The following is a 19,529-nucleotide window of genomic DNA, read 5'->3' as shown; positions in this document are numbered from 1 at the left end:
TTGTAAAGATATTTATTTATTTGGATACTTCAAGTTTAATGCCTGCAAAATTGCCCAAGTTTCCGCATCCATCATCCCCGAGTAATTTTCCGGCCGGAAATGATACTGAAAAGTTTCGATCGTTTTCTTCGTCGCATCATCATATAATCCATTCGGATTAATATCATAGCCAAAATCACGCAAGGCAGTTTGAATTTTAAACAGAAATGATGGAACGGTCATCTGCAAGGTATAATCTTCCAAAACAGCGGTCATATAGAAATTGTCTTTCACACTTTCGTCATACCACATCCCAACCTGGTAGTCAGTGTATAACTTCTTCCACGGAAATTTTGGCCCTGGATCTTGCTTTCTGGTTGGTGCAATATCAGAATGTCCTAAAACATTGGTCGGCGGAATCATATACCGGTTCGCAAGGTCTTTTACCAATGCAGCCACTTTCTTGACCTGTGCTTCAGAATATTCAGGGAAAACTTTCATTCCACCGGCATCGGTTTTATAACCTGCATTTACGATCTCAATCCCAATAGAAGTATCATTGAGCATTTTGTCTTTTCGCCAGGCACTGATTCCGGCGTGATAAGCCCTTTTATTTTCATCAACCAACTGATAAATTTCATTATCTCCTAAATCATTGACCAAATAATGGGAGCTCACCGATTGCTGAGTCAGCACATTTACCGATTTATCATCATCCAAAGCCGTATAATGTAAAATAATATACCGCTGTCGGAAATTTTGCCCTACTGCCGGAAAGAAAGTTTTCACTACTTTATATCCAGCAGGATTCGCAGAAACAATCGATCCATAACTGGCCGTATTGTCATTTTTAGTAATATCACCGATGTTTTCTTTAAAAAACTCGACTCCACCTTCATGTCGAATTCTCGGTTTATGAAGGGGAACTTCAGGTTTCACAAGTGAAACTTGGGGCAATGTAGGTTTTACAACTGCAGTGTGTGATTTTTTTTGCGTTCCGCAAGAAATAATCAGAAGACCTAAGGATATGACAGATAATGAATTACGCATTCGTTTTTTAATATTTTAAATTTAGAGTCAAAAATACGAATATTTTTTAGGAATTTCTTTTGGTTTATAACGAAAACTCTTTTATATTTGCACTCGCAATTACAGAACAGAAGCTCTTACAAATATTGCAATGGAGAGTTGCCTGAGTGGCCGAAAGGACTTGTTTGCTAAACAAGCGTATGGGAAACTGTACCAAGGGTTCGAATCCCTTACTCTCCGCAACTTCCACAAAAAATTATTCGGGGCGTAGCGTAGTCCGGTCATCGCGCCTGGTTTGGGACCAGGAGGTCGCAGGTTCGAATCCTGCCGCCCCGACTTTATAAAAAAATTCTCTTTACCAATGAGATTTTTTTTTAAAATGATAATGTTTTAATAATTTTCTCAAAATTATAAAAGGGTGCGTAGCTCAGCTGGATAGAGCATCTGCCTTCTAAGCAGACGGTCACAGGTTCGAATCCTGTCGCGCTCACTGAAAAAGATCGAGAACTTCTCTATCTTTTTTTTGTTTAATTGGAGAGGAGAGTTGCCTGAGTGGCCGAAAGGACTTGTTTGCTAAACAAGCGTATGGGAAACTGTACCAAGGGTTCGAATCCCTTACTCTCCGCAGCAATCGCAAAAATCACTCGGGGCGTAGCGTAGTCCGGTCATCGCGCCTGGTTTGGGACCAGGAGGTCGCAGGTTCGAATCCTGCCGCCCCGACTTTATAAGGAAGCTCTTTCGAGAGTTTTCTTTTTTTTAAAAAAAACTTTATCTTCTCAACGATGAGTTTGAAAAATTCTAATATTTGGGTGCGTAGCTCAGCTGGATAGAGCATCTGCCTTCTAAGCAGACGGTCACAGGTTCGAATCCTGTCGCGCTCACTAAAAAGACTGAGAATATTTCTCGGTCTTTTTTTGTTTAAATGATTCTTCCTAATTAGATTACACTCCTATTCAATTTCCTAAATTTGCACTTCATTAAATAAAATTTATGTCTTTACAAATCATCAACCTGACCAAAAAATTTGGCGATCAAACCGCTTTAAATAATATCAATATTGAAATCGACAGTAATGAGATTATTGGTCTTCTCGGGCCGAATGGTGCGGGAAAATCTACGTTGATGAAATCGATTGTCGGGGCGCTGAAAATTGATGAAGGACAAATGATCTTTAAAGGAAAAGATATTCGTGAAAATGAGATTGAAGCAAAGAAAAATATGGGATTTCTACCGGAAAACAATCCTCTTTACAGCGAAATGTATGTGAAAGAATATTTAAATTTCGTAGCTAATCTTCATCAAATCCCAAAAGAAAGAATTGACGAAGTGATCGAATTGGTGGGCATCACCCCTGAAAAATCGAAAAAAATTTCGCAGCTTTCAAAAGGATATCAACAAAGAGTTGGTCTTGCCCAAGCTATATTGCATTCGCCTGATTTGCTGATTTTAGATGAACCGACAAACGGTCTGGATCCGAACCAGATCATCGAAATTAGAAATGTGATTAAAGAAATTGGGAAAGAAAAAACAGTAATTCTGTCCACTCACATTATGCAGGAAGTAGAAGCACTGTGTTCCCGGGTAATTTTGATTCATCAGGGAAATATTATCCAGGATTGCAACATCGAAGAATTTAAAGGCAAATACGGCAGTTTGGAAGAAGCTTTTGCAAGCTACACTCATTAAATAAAAAAGCCCTGAATTCAACATTCAGGGCTTTTCAATAGATTTGATTTCTTAAATTTTTTCGATATTATCGGTCAAAGCGTCGATAAAGTTTTTCAAAGGTTTCTCGACCATCATTTTGATAAACGGATTAAATTTACCTTCAAAAAGCAACTGGACTTCAGTTTGATTTTCATTAACCGGATTCATCACCCCTTTTAATGAAAAATCCAGACTCGAGCTTGCCGATTTCAAAACCACTTGATTTTCTGTCACTTCATCAATTACCAAAGCAATTTCAGGCATTCCTTTTAAACTGAATTTAAAACCTTGGTCACGAACTTCAAAACTCTGTAAAGAATCCGGCATCAGATCTCTGTACCCTTCTGGAGTGTTTAACATAGAAACCAACTCAGCTCCCGATTTATTTACGATAATTTTGCGTCCTTCTAAATTCATTTTTATATTTTTGTATTAAATAAAGCGTTGCAAATGTATAAAGTTTTTGTGAATGAAAAAAAATTATCTATTAGTAAATATCCGCAAGATGTAGAAAAGAAGCTTCGGTATGAAGGATTTTCGACTTTAGAAATTGCAATCGATCTTTTGGAAAACACTTCCTGTCCGGAACTTAACATTTACGGTGATGATCTTGAAGATATTTGGGAAGATTTCACCAAGATGTTTAAAGTAATTGAGGCCGCAGGCGGGGTTGTAAGCAATCAAAAAGAAGAAATTCTGTTTATCCGCCGTTTAGGGAAATGGGATTTAGCAAAAGGGAAAATAGAAAAAGGAGAATCTCTGGAACAGGCAGCATTGCGGGAAATAGAGGAAGAAACCGGACTTAAGGAGCTTATTTTAGAAGATTATTTAAACACGACTTTTCACATTTACACTGAAAGAAATGGCAAGAAAATACTGAAAACAACTTACTGGTTCAGTGTCAGTTATATCGGAACTTCGGATCCTGTACCACAAACAGAGGAAGGAATTTCTGAAGTTTCCTGGAAAAACGAAAAACAAATTATTGCAGAAGTTTTTCCAATGACCTTTGAAAATATCAAATTAATCCTCAATGATTTTTGGCGCAAAGACTAACCGATGAATTCTAAAATTTGTTCTAACGCAACACCACGTGAAGCTTTTAACAAAATATTTTTGGATTCAATGGTATTAATTTTTAAATATTCTGAAAGTTCTTTTGCATCCTGATAGGATTTTGAAAGCTGATTCACATTCTTAAATTCATTTCCTACCGTAATAATTTCATCAAAATTAAGAGATCTCGCAAGGTCCAGAATCGCCTGATGTTCTGTCTCTGATTCTTCGCCCAACTCTAACATATCACCGATGATAATGGTTTTGCTGCCATTAAAATTATTAAAGTTTTTTAAAGACTCGCTCATCGAGCTGGGATTGGCATTGTATGTATCGAGTACAAAAATTTTCCCGTTCTTTTCTACAACCTGCGACCGCATATTGGTGGGCAAATAGTTTTCAATGGCATTTTTAATCTGATCAAAATGTAAATCAAAATGTAAACCCAAACTTGCCGCTGCACAAAGATTGGTAAAATTATAATTTCCTGTAAGCTTCGATATCGCCTGATTTCCCCCATAAATCAATCCTACTGAATTGTCTTTTGAAACCTGTTGAAATTGATAATCAGAAGTTTCTGCACCAAAAGTAATTTTTGGCTGGTACCCTTCTGTTTTTTCAAGTTGAATAGGATCATTTTCATTAACCAGAATAGTTTGCGACTGATTTTCCAAATAATCATATAATTCAGATTTGCCTTTAATAACTCCTTCGAAACCACCGAAACCCTCAAGATGTGCTTTGCCGAAATTGGTAATATAGCCATAATTAGGTTGCGCAAGGTCACAAAGCAGTTCGATTTCTTTTTGGTGGTTCGCACCCATTTCAATCACCGCGATCTCATGTTCTGGTTTTATCGAAAGTAAGGTCAGCGGAACACCGATATGATTATTAAGGTTTCCAAAAGTATACTGCACGTTATATTTCTGCGAAAGAACCGCATGAATAATTTCTTTGGTCGTCGTTTTACCATTACTCCCGGTGAGGCCGATAACGGGAATTTCGAGTTGGTTTCTATGATGTTTTGCAAGATCCTGCAGAAATTTGAGAGTTGACGGAACATAGAAAATATTTCTCTTTTCATTTTCAAATTCCTTCTGTTCCACAATAACCGCCAGCGCTCCTTTGTCAATGGCGTTTTCAGCTAATTTTGCGGCATTAAATGTGGAGCCCGAAAAGGCAAAGAAAACATCGTTTTGTTCAATATTTCTGGTATCGATTGTTACTTTCGCGCATTTTAAAAAAACAGGATAAAAGGAAATTGCATTCATAGATCAAAAATAAAAAATCCTTCTGCATAAACAGAAGGATTTTTAAATATTTATTAAATTTTATCTTTTGGTTCTTCCTTTTCCGTTTGACTTCGCATCCTGTGCAACACGGAATCCGACCCAACCGTAAGCTTTTCCTTCATCACGGAATCTTCTTTGTCCCGGATCAAGCCAGTAAGCTCCATCTAACCACGAACCTCCTTTAATTACTCTAACTTCATTAGATAATGCGGTTGTTCTGGAAGTTTTGTCTTTTTGAAGAACTATTCTACCTCTGCCGTCTACAATAAATCTTTTTTGCTTAGAATTGTACATGTTATAGCCCAGAGTCGAACTGTCTTCTGCTTTCCCATAACCTGCATCCAGAGACGACTGAAAATCACCGTCACGGAAGTTTCTGTTATCTGCAACAACCTCTCGTTCATACTGACCTGGCAATCCTCTATAAACCAATCGGCCATCAGCTAACGTATCATATTTCACTGCGTCAACTTTTTTGAAAGTCCCATCTGCATTTTTTACGATTTCTTTTGCTATGTTTCCTCTGTAATAATTAAAGTCGCTTGCTTCTTCATCAATGATTGGCCTGTAAACATCAGCAGTCCATTCAGACACGTTACCATACATTCCAAAGATTCCCAAATTATTTGAAGGATATCTTTTTACGTCTGCAGTAGTCGGTGAACCGTCATTTTTCCAACCTGCAACTCCGGAATAATCACCTCTTCCCTGTTTAAAGTTTTCAAGATACATTCCCCGGTTTTTACCTTTTTTACCTTTCAGTTGTTCGATTTCCGGTTTTTTACTGGTGTAGAGATTATATTCTCTTTCTTTTTGCATTCCAAGGGCCGCAAATTCCCATTCTACCTCAGTTGGCAAGCGGAACTTTTCTACAACACCGGAAGTTGCATTACGGTTTGCTGCAATGATTCTTGCATTTTGGGTCTTAATCCCACTTTTTTGCTGCAAACGCTGCTTGTTGATATATGCATCCATTTCTGGATCATTCCCTTTGAATTTATCTAAATTAAAGGCACTTGCTCCTTGATTGTTTGAATCGTTGGTATATAAATCTTTAGAAATTACACCCTGTTCCATCAAAGCTTTTTCATTTGCACGATCGGTTAACCAATCACAGTATCTGGAAGCCTGCAGCCAGGAAACACCTACTACAGGATAGTAATCATATTCTGGCGAACGGAAATAGGTTTCTGCAAAATCGTTTCGGGACAGCTTGTTGTTCCAAACCAAAGTATCTGGAAGTGCTCCTGTATAAATCTCTTTAAAACTAGTGTCAGAAGGAGGGAAAACATATTTCAGCCACGTTACATATTCTCTGTATTCGTAATTCGTAATCTCTGTTTCGCCGACAAAGAAAGAACTCACCTGCATTCTTTTTGGGGTATTATTCCAATCATGCATCACGTCATCTTTCACCAATCCCATGGTAAATGTTCCGCCTTCCACGTACACCATTCCTGGCCAGCCTTTCTGTTTCTGTTGTTTTCCGGTAAAGAACCAACCTTTTTGGTCGTTGGGTTTCCAACCAGTTTTACTTGTAAAACGTTTTGTACCACCACCTTTCTTGCTGTTGCCACCACTGCCGCAACTCATCAGGATAAGTGTTGCACTTAACGCCATTATTGTAAACAACTTTAGTCTATTCATAGTAAATTTAGAATTTATCAAGGTACAAAGAAAAAATAAATTATTTAATAAATCAAATTAAAGATTGATTTTTTGCAGAACGTTAACAATTTAATTTTATTGTATCATATTATTATTTAATAATTTTCGTTTAATTTGTAAATGGCAAATTAACCAGCAGATGAAGCGCAATTTAACACTCTTTTTAGTATTTTTATTCAGTTCTTTTTCTTTTTCGCAAACCACTAAAATAAATTGGGAAGGAAGCACCGTGATTGATTACGGAAGCAGCAAAGTTACTGTTCCTTTCTTTAAGAACGAAAGTTTTGTATATGAAGATGGCGGGGTTTATATCAGGATAGTAGAAAAATACGGTGGTACCGGCAGAAAAGTCACCAATTTGGTTTGGGAAAAAATATCAGCAAAGGATCTTTTCGACATCAATGATTATAATCTTCCAGCCGAAGATCAATATGAAGTGAGTGATTATACGAATCCTTACACACAGGAAAAAAGCAATAATATTCGGGTTGCCGCCTTAAAATTTGAAAAAGGAACCATTTACCGGCTCAGTTCTTTTACGGTAATCAATGATGAAAGGAAAATGCTGGGTAAAAATCTGGCAAGTAAAATCGGAACTGCTGAAAATCCATTGAGACAGGGAAACTTTTATAAAATTAAAGTTGACAAATCAGGCGTTTTTAAAATTACTGCAAAATTCCTGCGGGACAACGGAATAAATCCCGCCAACATCAATCCTAAAAATTTTAGAATTTATGGAAATGGTGGCTTGATGTTGCCTGAACATAATCAGGATTACCGTTTCGATGCTCTGCAGGAAAATGCAATACAGGTTTTCGGTGAAGATGACGGGGTTTGGAATGAAGATGATTATGCTCTTTTCTACGCTCAAGGTCCTAATGGTTATAATCTGCACAAAAGCGGGAATGGCAACGGCAACAGAAGAATAGAAACGCGGACGGATAAATCCAGTAACTTTATCAACATCTACGAAGACTTCGCTTACTATTTCATCAATTTCGATAACGGACCCGGCAAAAGAATTCAAGCAAGTGATGTCCCGACTAATTCAAATATCATTTCCCGCTATGATGAATACCAATACATCAATGAAGAGAAATTCAATTTAATGAAAATTGGCAGAATCTGGACCGGCGATGCTTTTAATACTAATAAGACTGTCACTTTTACAACAAAATCGCCGATTCAGCCGGCTGATGTTATTGCATACCGTTCAAGATATATTGCTTACCTATCGCAAGGCAATACAATCACGGTAAACATTAACAATGCAAATCCGGCCAGTACTTCGGTTTCGCCAGATGATAAAAGAGAATATCTACCGATAGTTTATAACGGGACGGTTACTAATTTACAGGGCAATCAACTTTCCTTCAATTATGCACCGAACTCTGCCAGTAATCCTAATGGTAAATTTTATTTTGATTATGCTGAAGTTCAGTATAAAGAAGATTTAAAGTTCAATAATGACCAGATGAATTTTAGAAGTTATGGCATTGTGGAGCAAAGCGGTAATACGTACACTTTTAATATGTCCGATGCCTCTGCGGCGGATCAGGTTTGGCAAGTTTCTGACATCACCAATGTGACCAGAAAAGTGAATAAATCAGGCGACTCCTCTAATTTCAGTTTTGGTTATATCGCAAATAGCAACACCTTCGTGAATGAGTTTGTCGCTTTTAAAAACAATGCAGCATTTTCTCCTGCGTTTGTCGGAAAAATCGATAATCAGGATTTAGCTGGTTTACAAAACATCGATTATTTGATGATTACGGTTCCCGAGATGATGGGACAGGCACAGCGTCTCGCCAATTTTTACCAGGGAAAATATAATGTCGCGGTCGTCGACGTTAATAAAATCTATAATGAATTCAGCAGTGGGAGCAGAGACATCACCGCAATCAGAGACTTTACAACCCGACTGAATACGCCGTCCGGAAAATTGAAATATCTTTTCATTTTAGGAGACACTTCATATGATTTCAAAGGAAAAGCGCATCCCGGTTCTTCAGTGGTCCCAAGCTATCAAAGTGAAGAAAGTGGCAATTACTCTGATTCATTTGTAACCGACGATTATTTTGTAATGACCAGTCCACAAAGCATTGGAGCAGTAAGTGTTTCTGCAACATTACCGAACTTGCCGGTGGGCAGATTGCCGGCTGCCAATATTTCTGAAGCCAAACTTTTAATCGACAAAGCTTTAGCTTATAACAATGCAAATCCCGGTCAGTCGACTCCGTTTGGCGAATGGCGCATGAAACTGGATTTCGTAGTAGATGATGATGCTGATAACCAATTCCCTTTCCACAATACCATGAACGCCTCTCTGGCCAATGTATTCGAAACAGGAACATTGAGAAAAGAATACAATATCCGAAAACTTTATTTAGATGCCTTCCCTGCACAGACATCGGCTGGCGGCCAAAGATACCCGCAGGTCAACCAGGCGATCTCCAATGATGTCGGTAACAGTCTTTACCTGTTCTATTTCGGTCATGGTGGGATTAATGGTTGGGCGCAGGAAAGAGTTTTAACAATCGATCAGATTCAGAATTTTAATAATTTCAATAATGTTTATTCGCGTTTCCCTTTGGTTTCTACGATTACGTGTGAATTTACCCTTTGGGATGATCCGGGAACTTTTTCTGCCGGCGAGCAGGTCATCAAATCAAAAACCGGAGGAGCATCAACCATGGTTACTTCCAGCCGTGCGATTGGAGTTGGTTATGGCGAAGATTTCACGACTATTTTCACCAAACATATTTTTGATTTGGAAAATGACGATTTTTTAAATCTAGGTGATGCCCTATTAAAAGCAAAAATTCAAAAAGGTCCATCGAATGACCATTTGAAAGTCAACTTTCTGGGAGATCCGGCGACTAAATTAAGCCGCCCAAAACGATTAATAACCATCGATGAAATCGACTCTCCGGTTCCGGGGCAGTTTCGCGCATTGGATTTTGTGAAAATAAAAGGCCATATTACAAAAGCTGACGGAAGCATAGATGAAAGCTTTAATGGAAGAGTGGCGGTAAATATTTTTGATAAACGGCTGACCAAAAAAACACTCAATAATGATGGAATGCCGAAAATGAATCCGGTATTAACGTACACTGAAGAAGGCAGCCCAATTGTGAAATCCTCGGGAGTGGCAACCAGTGGTGTTTTCTCTGTTGAATTCTATGTTCCAAAAGATATTAATTATGAATCCGGCCAAGGAAGAATTTTAGTTTACGCTGACAACAAAGTGTTCGATGTTTTTAATAATCAAACACACACCATTGGAGGAATTAATCCAGAAGGAATCAATGATACAGAAGCTCCAAAAGTAAAATTATACATGAACAACACCAATTTTGCAGATGGGGGCATCACTGATCAGAATCCCCTACTCCTTGCCTGTGTAACCGATGATAAAGGAATCAACTCCACCGGTTCCGGTATTGGGCACGATGTCACCGTAGTTCTCGACGGTAAAATTATCGACACCGTAGTTCTGAATGATTTCTATTTTTCAGGAGATGGAAATGGATGTACCAATCCTTCCCTATTAGATTATCAGAAAGGAAACGTAACTTACCCCTTCAGAAATTTAACACCTGGCGAGCATCAGTTAACATTTAAAGTTTGGGACATTAACAATAATTCAACGACTGCTACGTTAAACTTTATAGTTAAGGACGAAAGCAATCAAAATTTAATCGTTAAAAAATTGTTAAATTGGCCAAATCCTTTTACCAACAAAACCTACGTTCAGTTTGAACACAATTGCGATGATGTGTTAGACGTAAATGTTCAGATTTACACCATTACCGGTAAATTGGTAAGAACCCTCAGCACCACGGTGACGGCAGAACCTTTCCTGCAGGGATTCAGAACACCGAGAACAGCGATCGAATGGGACGGAAATGATGATTTCGGAGATGCAGTTGGTAAAGGAACTTATATATTTAAAATTTTCGCACGCAGCCAAAATCAGGACAAATGCAAAGGAAGTGCAACTGCGGTCGAAAAAATGGTTTTATTAAAATAATTAAAAAAAATTTATAACGACAAAAATTGACTTTATGACATTGACTAAAAAACTATTTTTAGGATTAGGACTTGGGATGAGTATTGCGGCCTATTCGCAGACTCAAACTGTCTTAACCGGTGCACCGTTCCTAAGAATATCGCCCGATGCAAGAGCAGGAGGAATGGGTGATCAGGGGGTTGCAACAACTACCGACGCTTTTTCCCAATTCTGGAATGCAGCGAAATATCCGTTCAGCAAAACAACTTCTGCTGTTGGGATCAACTATACGCCCTACATGAGCAAATTAACCAATGATGTTTTCTTGCTTTATGGCGCTTATCATCAGTTTTTGGGAGATGAAGAACGAGCTACCCTTTCCGCAAGTATTTACTATTTTAATATGGGTGAGGTAGAGCTCACCAAATTGGCGGTAGGCGGACAAGGTTTTGAGAAAGGAGGATTTGCAAAACCCAACGAATTTTCAATTGATGTTGCTTACGCTCTAAAACTTTCAGATTACTATTCAATGGCGGTTACGGGTCGATTTATCCGTTCTGATTTATCGGGAGGATTCAACTCTGACAACACTTTAAAACCAGCAAACTCTTTTGCAGTTGATGTTTCAGGATATTTTCAATCGGAAAAACACAGCAGCATCAACGATTTTGAAGGTCGCGTAAAAGGAGGTTTTGCCGTTCAAAATTTAGGTCCGAGATTAGACTATACCGGTGATGAAGAATCCAGATCTTATCTTCCGACCATGGCGAGAGTAGGTGCAGGTTATGATTTATTTCTGGATGATTTAAACAGAGTTGGACTTAATTTCGAAGCATCAAAACTTTTGGTGCCGGGTCCTGATCAAACCGGTAATGTTCCGAATGTTGGGGTAATCGATGGAATCGGAAAATCTTTCAGCAATCCAAAAAGCATGATGTTCAGCGGCGCGGTTGAATATGAATATGACAATGCATTTGCCGTGCGGGGTGGTTATTTCCATGAAAGCGTAGAACAGGGTGGCAGACAATATGCAACAGTAGGCGTTGGTTTGAAATACCAGTCTTTCGGATTAGATATGTCTTATTTAATCAATACCTCAAAAACAAATTCAGCTTTAGATAATACGCTTCGGTTCGGATTAACCTGGAATATCGGTGAAGAATCTTCGAATGCTCAGGATTATTAATAAAACTTAATTCACAAATAAAAAGTCTCAAAGTATTTTGAGGCTTTTTTTTGACCTTAAAAGTTTAAATTTGTAAAATGAACTATGCAACCGAATTAAAAAAATTTGCAACCAGCCAGGCGATTTCCTCAGCGGTTCGTATTTCGTTGGCCATTGTTTTGCCCAGTGTAATTCTGGCTCATTTTGGTTTGCTCAAGGAATTTTTCCTCTTTCCTCTTGCCACCAGTTTTGTAGGACTTACAGATCAGCCCGGACCTTTTATCCGGAGAAGAAATGCTTTAATTCTGGCGATTGCTTCTTTTTTCCTGGTGTCCATCGTGGCCAGTGTTATCAAAAATTTCCCGATTCTAATTTATCCGGAAATTATTATTTTCAGCATTTTCTTTACCATGATCGGCGTTTTTGGCCAGCGACTGGCTGCGGTGGGTTCTTTGTCTTTAGTGGTTTTGGCCATTTTTATAGACGGCCATTTAACCGGAGGTCATATTATTAAAAGTTCCCTGATTTTTCTCGCCGGTTCTATCTGCTACTTTATTATTTTTCTGATTGTTTCCAAAATGCAGCCTTACAAGCTGGCAGGACAGATGATTGGTGAAAATTATCTGGAACTTGCAAAATACCTTTCCCTGAAATCAAAATTTTATTTAAAGGATCCTAATTTTGACAGTCTCTATTCTCAGATTATTACCAAGCAGATTTCAATCAAAAATCTTCAGGAAGAAACCCGGGAAACCGTTTTTAAAACCCGGAAAATCGTCAACGAATCCACAACTACCAGCCGGTTGTTGATGCTGATGTTCCTTAATTCCATTGATCTGCACGAAAAACTGATGACTTCTGAAAGTGATTACCGCAAGGTTCAGGAAAACTTCGGTGCAACAGAATTTTTAAACGCTCTGGGAAATTATCTGCAGATGCTTTCAGAAGAAATGAGCAATATCGGGATTGCACTGCAAAGCGGCTCCAAAGCAAAACCTATCCGCAATATCGACGAATCACTGGAAAACATATATAACGATTATTTTGATTTACGAAACAGCAAATTAACGCCCGAAACGCTGGAAGATTTTATGACGCTTCGTTTAATCCTGAATAGAATCACAGTGATCTCAGATGAAATAAAAACGATTTACAAAGTTTTCAGCCAAAATCTAAAAATGGCAAAAAGTCTTTCTACAGGTCTTGATGTAGAAAAATTTGTGACCGCAGAGGAGAAACTTAATAGCAAAATATTTCTTGCCAATTTTTCTTTGCAGTCAACGCACTTCCGCCATGCCATTCGGATTACAGTTGCTTTAGTGGTAGGTTACTTTATTTCTCAGCTGAAGTTTTTAGGAATCGGTCATTCTTACTGGATCTTTATCACCATTGTAGCGATTTTGAAACCCGCTTATGCCACGACCAAACACCGGAATCTTTTACGGTTATACGGAACGGTGGCCGGGGCTTTGGTGGCTTACGCAATTCTGTATTTCATTCCTTTTCAGAATGTGCTCTTTGTCCTTTTCATATCTGCTATGGTGCTGTGTTTTGCTTTTCTGAAAACCAATTATTCAGTGGCCGTCTTTTTCATGACCATCTATATTTTTCTTGCCTTTAATATTTTAAATCCGGGAAACTTAAACACGATTTTTAAAGACCGGATTCTGGATACCGTCATTGCGGGCGCCGTGGCTTTTGTGGTGTCCTATTTTGTTTTACCGGTTTGGGAACATACCCAAAATCTGGATCTCATGAAGAAATCTGCCGAGAGCAATTTCAAATATTTCTCTGCCGCAATGGCTTTTTTTAAAGATGAAAATATTGGAATTGAAGATTACAAACTCAAAAGAAAAGCCGCCATCATCGACCTTGCCAATCTTTCTGATAATTTTCAAAGAATGATTTCTGATCCGAAAAACCAACAGAAAAAATTAGAACATCTGCATCAGTTTGTCATTACTTCCCATTTAATTACGGCGTATATCGCTTCCTTTTCTCAATATTCAGAAACCAACAAACATTATCCGGAAATCGATTTTAACGGTTGGGATCTAAAGATTTCAGCAGAATTAGTGAGAACGAAATTAATTTTATATCAAAAAAACCTTCATCAAAATATTTTGCAGGAAAGCAAACTCGAGCCGGAAGATTCTGTAGAAACGCTGCTCGAAAAGCGGAAAAAAGAGCTGCAGGAAAACGAATTCTTTGACCGCCGCGATCCGGGCAGAATCACCCATTTAACGGAACTGAAAAATTTAAAGGAAATTCTGGAATTGATTTATGATGTAGCAAGAGAGCAACGAAAAGTCGTCGAAAATTTAGAACCGGAGCTTCAGTCCACGATCGTGAAACAGTAATTTTCGAAAAACTCGACGCGCGCTCTGTACAGATCCGAAACGTGCTCATCGTGCACCCGGCACCTGATATTAAAAGGGAAATCCAAGCTGAAAGGTTTTACTTCATAATGTTTTTTCAACGACCAATAGTTCGAATGATGAATTTTGTACAGACTTTCCTTCAGCGACCAAATAACGGTGAGATAGGCAACTTCTTTATCTTTTTCGATAAAACCGCTTTCCTCATCCTGCAAAAATTTGTGCTGAATCCTGGTAATTTTCTGATTAAAAGGTTCTAGATCAATTCCAACTTTATTTTTCGAAATCGCCAGAGCGGCAAAGGGAAAAGAATGCGTTACCGAGATTTCATAATCATTCGGCGACAAATATGGTTGTCTGCCTTCGTAAAGAATTTTATGATTAGGCAAAACTGATTTTAAGATTTTCCTCACCAAAAGGGTTTCCTTCAATTTAGTAGGATGATAGTCTTTTATTTTATCAAAATTCTCTTCTTCTAAAAGAAACTCTACATCCAAATCCTCTTCTTCACCATACTTCCAAAGAAGAATGGTGGCCTGATCATCTGAAAAATCCCGGTAAAGTGGCATTGAAAATTTATTAGACGGTAAAATTACACAATTCTTTAAATACGTACTTGCAAAATTTTGCATCTGCCAGCACATTTTGTTATCCATATTTCGTTTGAGCAATAGATTAAAAGCATAACCGGTATTTTGTAATTGAACTAAATTTAAAGAAAGACATTTCGTATCTTTGCATCAAATTTATTTTATCAGATGGATACTACAACCCAATACATTCCTTATAAAGTTAAGGATATCTCACTAGCCGATTACGGGAGAAAAGAAATTAAATTAGCCGAAGCAGAAATGCCGGGATTAATGGCGATTCGTGAAGAATACGGCCCGTCTCAACCATTGAAAGGGGCAAGAATCGCAGGTTGTCTTCACATGACGATTCAAACTGCTGTTTTAATTGAAACTTTGGTGGCTTTGGGCGCAGATGTTACCTGGTCGTCCTGTAATATTTTCTCTACCCAAGACCATGCTGCTGCTGCAATTGCCGCTGCCGGAATCCCGGTTTACGCCTGGAAAGGAATGACTGAGGAAGAATTCGAATGGTGTATCGAGCAGACTGTATTTTTCGGTGAAGACAGAAAACCATTAAACCTTATTTTAGATGACGGTGGCGATTTAACCAACCTGGTTTTCGATAAATATCCTGAATTAACAGCGGAAATCAAAGGACTTTCTGAAGAAACGACTACAGGAGTTCACAGATTATACGAAAGAATGCAGAACGGAACTTTGGTAATGCCTGCAATCAACGTGAATGATTCGGTAACAAAATCAAAATTCGACAATAAATACGGTTGTAGAGAATCTGCGGTTGATGCCGTAAGAAGAGCAACTGATGTAATGTTGGCGGGTAAAAGAGTTGTAGTTTGTGGCTACGGTGATGTTGGTAAAGGAACTGCAGCTTCTTTCAAAGGTGCCGGCTCTATCGTTACGGTAACCGAAGTTGATCCAATCTGTGCTTTACAGGCGGCAATGGAAGGTTTCGAAGTTAAAAAACTGAGTTCTGTCGTTGAAAATGCAGATATCATTATTACCACTACCGGTAACTTTAACATTGTTAAAGGAGAGGATTTCAAAAGAATGAAAGACAAAACCATCGTTTGTAATATCGGTCACTTCGATAATGAAATCGATATGGCTTGGCTGAACAAAAACTACGGCGACACCAAATATGAAGTTAAACCGCAGGTTGATGTGTACAATATCGACGGAAAAGAAATCATCATTTTGGCAGAAGGCCGTTTGGTAAATCTTGGCTGTGCAACAGGACACCCAAGCTTTGTAATGAGCAACTCATTTACAAACCAGACTTTGGCTCAAATTGAATTGTGGACCAACTCTTCCGCTTATGGAAATGAAGTTTATACTTTGCCAAAACATCTGGATGAAAAAGTAGCAGCTTTGCACCTTGCAAAATTAGGCGTAGAACTGGAAACTTTAACCGAAGCTCAGGCAAAATATATCGGTGTTGATGTAAAAGGTCCATTCAAACCGGAATATTACAGATACTAAGATTACGAATATTTAAAATATTTTATATTAAAAGGAACTCTCTGAAAATTTCAGAGAGTTCCTTTATTTTTCGCAGACTCTGCAACCTGTCGGCAAATGATTGACGAAAGCATTTAATTAAAAAAATAATCTTTATTCGTAATTAAGATATTTTTATTCTGGACCTTTGATAAGCACCTTAAAAAAGTGAGAAAAAAATAGCATATTTGCAAATGAAATCTTTGTCTCGTTCACGGCGAGATTAAAAATCTTTACTATAATTAAAGCAGGATATTCATATTTAAAATAAAAAGCTATGAAAAGACATGAAGCCTTAGTACAACTCAGTCGTGACCATCATTTCGGACTTTTGCTCTGCTGGAAATTAAAGGAGGGTTTAAAGAAAGAGGTCGCCGTTGACCGAATGTCAAAATATATCGATTTATTTTATCTTCAAAATCTTAAACCTCATTTTGCGGAAGAAGAGGAAACGATATTTAAAGTTTTAGGCGAGGAGCATCCTTTAATTAAAGAAGCGATTTCTCAGCACAGAATCATGCGCAAGATGATTGAAGATGGTTTAAAAAACCCAGAACAAATCGAAAATTTTCGGGCTTTACTTGAACTTCACATCCGAACAGAGGAACGGCAGATTTTCCCGGAAATAGAAAAACAGGCAACCGAAGAACAATTGCAGGCCATCTTAAAACTGGATCATCCTGAATTAAAAGAGCCGGAATATGATGACATCTTTTGGAAGTAAAAGTTTCCTAAACCAATAACTTTCAGTTACTATGTATTACTAAAAACAAAGACAACCAGTTCTGTTGAACTGGTTGTCTTTATTTTAAACTTATATTTTGATGATTGATTATCTATCATCAACATTCGTGAATTCGTGGCTGTATAAAAGTTAAATCCGTTCGATATCAGCACCAATCGCTTTCAATCTTCCGTCGATATTTTCGTAACCACGGTCGATCTGTTCAATATTATGAATAACCGAAGTGCCTTCAGCCGAAAGCGCCGCAATTAACAGGGCATTCCCTGCTCTGATATCAGGTGAAACCATGGTAGTACCTCTTAACGGATATTCGTGATTTAAACCGACAACTGTTGCTCTGTGCGGATCACACAGAATAATCTGCGCTCCCATATCTATTAATTTATCCACGAAGAACAAACGGGATTCAAACATTTTCTGGTGAACGAGCACTGTACCTTTTGCCTGGGTAGCCACCACCAAAATGATAGAAAGTAAATCCGGCGTAAATCCAGGCCACGGCGCATCTGAAACCGTCAGAATAGAGCCGTCAATGAATTTCTGAATTTTGTAATTTTCCTGAGCCGGAATGAAAATATCATCGCCTCTCTTTTCTAAATCAATTCCTAATTTCTTGAACGTATTTGGAATCACTCCAAGCTCTTTCCAGTTTACATTTTTAATGGTAATTTCAGATTTCGTCATTGCAGCCAGACCGATCCACGAACCGATTTCCACCATATCGGGCAACATCGTATGTTCTGTTCCGTGCAGATGAGCCACGCCTTCGATGGTCAATAAATTGGAACCGATACCCGAAATATCAGCGCCCATTCTGTTCAGCATTTTACACAATTGCTGCAGGTAAGGTTCGCAAGCCGCATTATAAACTCTGGTTTTACCTTTCGCCAGAACAGCTGCCATAACGATATTGGCAGTTCCGGTAACCGAGGCTTCTTCCAGCAAAATAAATTTGCCGTGAAGTTCTTTCGCCTTTAACGTATAAAAAGATTCTTTTTCGTCATAATGAAAATCCGCGCCTAATTCTACCAATCCCTGGAAATGCGTATCCAATCGTCGTCTGCCGATTTTATCACCACCCGGAGTCGGCATATAAGCTTCGCCATATCTTGCCAGCATCGGACCGAGCAGCATTACCGATCCACGAAGTTTTGCACCGTCTTGCTTGAAATCCTGCGATTTCACATAATCAAAATTGACCGCATCTGCCTGAAATGTATAATCGCCGTGTCCGTTTTTAGTTATTTTCACGCCAAAATCCTGCAAAATCTCAATCAACCGGTTCACATCATGGATGTCGGGGATATTTTTTACGCGCACTTCTTCATCCGTCAGCAATACTGCACACAAAATTTGAAGCGCCTCATTTTTAGCACCTTGCGGCGTAATTTCGCCATGCAGTTTTTTTCCTCCTCTAATTTGAAAACTTCCGCTCATTCTTATTTCCGGTTTTTATTGTTTTGAATATTTTTTCTGTTATTTTGGTTCTTTGGATTATTTCGCGGATACGATTTATTGGTTCGGTTCGTTGCGTAATAAATTTTACTTTTTTCTAGTGAATCCAAAACGGTTAAATCCAAACGGTTTTTCGAAAGGTCTTTTAAATGACGGAAAATTACCTCATCCTGTACGTGTTCTTTGTTATAAACATTATACGATTTTTTCATATTGTTGGCAATCACCTGAATCAAAGCGTCTTTTTCGTCGCCTGCTTCCAACTCAATTGCTTTATCGATCAACTGCAAAATACTTTTCCCGTAAAATTTAAAATCACCCTGAAGTTTCGGGTATTCCATTCTTTTAGGTTTCACCTTCATTTCTTCCTGGGTTAGGATATGATAAGGTGAATCTACGTCTAAATCATATTTTGCTAAAATGAAAAGATGATCCCACAATTTATGTTTATAATTTTCTTCATCACGGAGCTGAGGATTTCTCTGACCCATAAAATCTACAATCGCCACCGCCATTTCATTACGTTCGTCTCTGTTTTCAATCTCCTTGCAACGTTCTACCAGTTGCTGTATAATTCGGCCGTATTCCGGCATTTGGAGATGCGTTTTGCTTGTATTGTATTCCATAGGTGCAAATATAAGAATTTGTTGAGGTTAATGGTTTTAGTTTGCTGTAATTTTTTGGGCGTGCCCCTTCATTGCCGTTGCTGAGCGCTGTTAGGGCTTGTAGCCCTAACAACGCTTTCCCCTCCATTTGGGTCGGTCTTCGGCTCCAATCTTTTTTTTAGAAAGAATTTGTTCAAAAAGAAGACTTAGAAAAAAAAGGATTTCCACCTGCGTCCTCACGCAGACCCGTTCATGACTTCAATTCCCGAATTAAAATCGGGATTTAGAATTTTTTTTTTAAAAGATTAAAGCAATTTTATAATTATCAAAATAAGTTTCGGTTATAAC

General features: G+C 38.3%; 14 protein-coding genes and 6 tRNA genes. 13 read left to right on the top strand and 7 right to left on the bottom strand.

The features are described from left to right. Positions 1–12 precede the first annotated feature (12 nt). A complete protein-coding gene (locus tag NBC122_RS09320; protein ID WP_133440114.1) occupies positions 13–1,029 on the bottom strand; it encodes an N-acetylmuramoyl-L-alanine amidase in 1,017 nt (338 codons plus the stop codon). Positions 1,030–1,161: 132 nt separating this feature from the next. Between NBC122_RS09320 and NBC122_RS09315 the strand changes: the two genes are divergently transcribed. The 7 genes from NBC122_RS09315 (at position 1,162) to NBC122_RS09285 (ending at position 2,694) form a co-directional block, all read left to right on the top strand. Continuing rightward, a tRNA-Ser gene (locus NBC122_RS09315) sits at positions 1,162–1,248 on the top strand. Between the two features lie 21 nt (positions 1,249–1,269). Next, positions 1,270–1,344 (top strand) — tRNA-Pro (locus NBC122_RS09310). Between the two features lie 80 nt (positions 1,345–1,424). Next, positions 1,425–1,498 (top strand) — tRNA-Arg (locus NBC122_RS09305). Positions 1,499–1,546: 48 nt separating this feature from the next. Then, positions 1,547–1,633: transfer RNA gene (locus NBC122_RS09300), tRNA-Ser, on the top strand. Positions 1,634–1,653: 20 nt separating this feature from the next. Continuing rightward, a tRNA-Pro gene (locus tag NBC122_RS09295) sits at positions 1,654–1,728 on the top strand. Between the two features lie 87 nt (positions 1,729–1,815). Beyond that, positions 1,816–1,889: transfer RNA gene (locus NBC122_RS09290), tRNA-Arg, on the top strand. Between the two features lie 109 nt (positions 1,890–1,998). Then, positions 1,999–2,694 carry an ABC transporter ATP-binding protein gene (locus NBC122_RS09285; protein ID WP_133440113.1) on the top strand — a complete coding sequence of 232 codons (696 nt, stop codon included), beginning with the start codon at positions 1,999–2,001 and terminating at the stop codon, positions 2,692–2,694. 51 nt (positions 2,695–2,745) lie between these two features. Here the strand turns inward: NBC122_RS09285 and NBC122_RS09280 are convergent, their stop codons facing one another. After that, positions 2,746–3,132, bottom strand: a complete 387-nt coding sequence (locus tag NBC122_RS09280; RefSeq protein WP_133440112.1) for an SRPBCC family protein — start codon at positions 3,130–3,132, stop codon at positions 2,746–2,748. Positions 3,133–3,165: 33 nt separating this feature from the next. Between NBC122_RS09280 and NBC122_RS09275 the strand changes: the two genes are divergently transcribed. Further along, complete coding sequence (locus NBC122_RS09275) at positions 3,166–3,771, top strand: NUDIX hydrolase (RefSeq protein WP_133440111.1); 606 nt, start codon at positions 3,166–3,168, stop codon at positions 3,769–3,771. Here NBC122_RS09275 and NBC122_RS09270 read toward each other — a convergent pair. Together NBC122_RS09270 and gldJ are read right to left on the bottom strand one after the other, a co-directional pair. Then, complete coding sequence (locus NBC122_RS09270) at positions 3,768–5,042, bottom strand: UDP-N-acetylmuramoyl-tripeptide--D-alanyl-D-alanine ligase (RefSeq protein WP_133440110.1); 1,275 nt, start codon at positions 5,040–5,042, stop codon at positions 3,768–3,770. The genes NBC122_RS09275 and NBC122_RS09270 overlap by 4 nt on opposite strands. A gap of 60 nt (positions 5,043–5,102) precedes the next feature. Next, entirely contained in the window at positions 5,103–6,710 is a 1,608-nt protein-coding gene (gldJ, locus tag NBC122_RS09265; RefSeq protein WP_133440109.1) for a gliding motility lipoprotein GldJ, read from the bottom strand. 160 nt (positions 6,711–6,870) lie between these two features. Here gldJ and porU point away from each other — a divergent pair, with 160 nt between their 5' ends. From porU to NBC122_RS09250, 3 genes are all read left to right on the top strand, one after another. Further along, positions 6,871–10,764 carry a type IX secretion system sortase PorU gene (porU, locus tag NBC122_RS09260; protein ID WP_133440108.1) on the top strand — a complete coding sequence of 1,298 codons (3,894 nt, stop codon included), beginning with the start codon at positions 6,871–6,873 and terminating at the stop codon, positions 10,762–10,764. A 34-nt stretch (positions 10,765–10,798) separates the two neighbouring features. Then, entirely contained in the window at positions 10,799–11,929 is a 1,131-nt protein-coding gene (porV, locus tag NBC122_RS09255) for a type IX secretion system outer membrane channel protein PorV (RefSeq protein WP_133440107.1), read from the top strand. A 77-nt stretch (positions 11,930–12,006) separates the two neighbouring features. After that, a complete protein-coding gene (locus tag NBC122_RS09250; RefSeq protein ID WP_133440106.1) occupies positions 12,007–14,268 on the top strand; it encodes an FUSC family protein in 2,262 nt (753 codons plus the stop codon). On the opposite strand, the gene NBC122_RS09245 is transcribed toward NBC122_RS09250, so the two are convergent. Next, complete coding sequence (locus NBC122_RS09245; protein ID WP_246012307.1) at positions 14,244–14,918, bottom strand: 4'-phosphopantetheinyl transferase family protein; 675 nt, start codon at positions 14,916–14,918, stop codon at positions 14,244–14,246. The two genes, NBC122_RS09250 and NBC122_RS09245, sit on opposite strands and share 25 nt — an antisense overlap. A 126-nt stretch (positions 14,919–15,044) precedes the next feature. On the opposite strand from NBC122_RS09245, the gene ahcY reads away from it, so the two are divergent. Further along, a complete protein-coding gene (gene ahcY, locus NBC122_RS09240; RefSeq protein ID WP_133440105.1) occupies positions 15,045–16,358 on the top strand; it encodes an adenosylhomocysteinase in 1,314 nt (437 codons plus the stop codon). A 295-nt stretch (positions 16,359–16,653) separates the two neighbouring features. Beyond that, the gene (locus tag NBC122_RS09235; protein ID WP_133440104.1) at positions 16,654–17,100 is read left to right on the top strand and encodes a hemerythrin domain-containing protein; all 447 of its coding nucleotides are present in this window, start codon (positions 16,654–16,656) and stop codon (positions 17,098–17,100) included. 150 nt (positions 17,101–17,250) lie between these two features. Here NBC122_RS09235 and murA read toward each other — a convergent pair whose 3' ends face one another. Both murA and NBC122_RS09225 read right to left on the bottom strand, forming a co-directional pair. Then, a complete protein-coding gene (murA, locus tag NBC122_RS09230; RefSeq protein ID WP_133440103.1) occupies positions 17,251–18,558 on the bottom strand; it encodes a UDP-N-acetylglucosamine 1-carboxyvinyltransferase in 1,308 nt (435 codons plus the stop codon). Positions 18,559–18,560: 2 nt separating this feature from the next. After that, positions 18,561–19,202, bottom strand: a complete 642-nt coding sequence (locus NBC122_RS09225; RefSeq protein ID WP_133440102.1) for a DUF4290 domain-containing protein — start codon at positions 19,200–19,202, stop codon at positions 18,561–18,563. Between the last annotated feature and the right edge of the window lie 327 nt (positions 19,203–19,529).

It is taken from the genome of Chryseobacterium salivictor, from assembly GCF_004359195.1.
Lineage (GTDB): Bacteria > Bacteroidota > Bacteroidia > Flavobacteriales > Weeksellaceae > Kaistella > Kaistella salivictor.
Note: the sequence above shows the minus strand (reverse complement) of the source record. Positions and strands in the feature narration are given on the sequence as shown.

Bases quoted from the DNA above. Each gene is read 5' to 3' on its own strand.
- ahcY (WP_133440105.1), top strand. From the start codon at position 15,045: ATGGATACTACAACCCAATACATTCCTTATAAAGTTAAGGATATCTCA.
- NBC122_RS09320 (WP_133440114.1), bottom strand. From the start codon at position 1,029: ATGCGTAATTCATTATCTGTCATATCCTTAGGTCTTCTGATTATTTCT.
- NBC122_RS09225 (WP_133440102.1), bottom strand. From the start codon at position 19,202: ATGGAATACAATACAAGCAAAACGCATCTCCAAATGCCGGAATACGGC.
- murA (WP_133440103.1), bottom strand. From the start codon at position 18,558: ATGAGCGGAAGTTTTCAAATTAGAGGAGGAAAAAAACTGCATGGCGAA.
- NBC122_RS09285 (WP_133440113.1), top strand. From the start codon at position 1,999: ATGTCTTTACAAATCATCAACCTGACCAAAAAATTTGGCGATCAAACC.
- porU (WP_133440108.1), top strand. From the start codon at position 6,871: ATGAAGCGCAATTTAACACTCTTTTTAGTATTTTTATTCAGTTCTTTT.
- NBC122_RS09275 (WP_133440111.1), top strand. From the start codon at position 3,166: ATGTATAAAGTTTTTGTGAATGAAAAAAAATTATCTATTAGTAAATAT.
- NBC122_RS09245 (WP_246012307.1), bottom strand. From the start codon at position 14,918: ATGCAAAATTTTGCAAGTACGTATTTAAAGAATTGTGTAATTTTACCG.
- porV (WP_133440107.1), top strand. From the start codon at position 10,799: ATGACATTGACTAAAAAACTATTTTTAGGATTAGGACTTGGGATGAGT.
- NBC122_RS09250 (WP_133440106.1), top strand. From the start codon at position 12,007: ATGAACTATGCAACCGAATTAAAAAAATTTGCAACCAGCCAGGCGATT.
- gldJ (WP_133440109.1), bottom strand. From the start codon at position 6,710: ATGAATAGACTAAAGTTGTTTACAATAATGGCGTTAAGTGCAACACTT.
- NBC122_RS09235 (WP_133440104.1), top strand. From the start codon at position 16,654: ATGAAAAGACATGAAGCCTTAGTACAACTCAGTCGTGACCATCATTTC.
- NBC122_RS09270 (WP_133440110.1), bottom strand. From the start codon at position 5,042: ATGAATGCAATTTCCTTTTATCCTGTTTTTTTAAAATGCGCGAAAGTA.
- NBC122_RS09280 (WP_133440112.1), bottom strand. From the start codon at position 3,132: ATGAATTTAGAAGGACGCAAAATTATCGTAAATAAATCGGGAGCTGAG.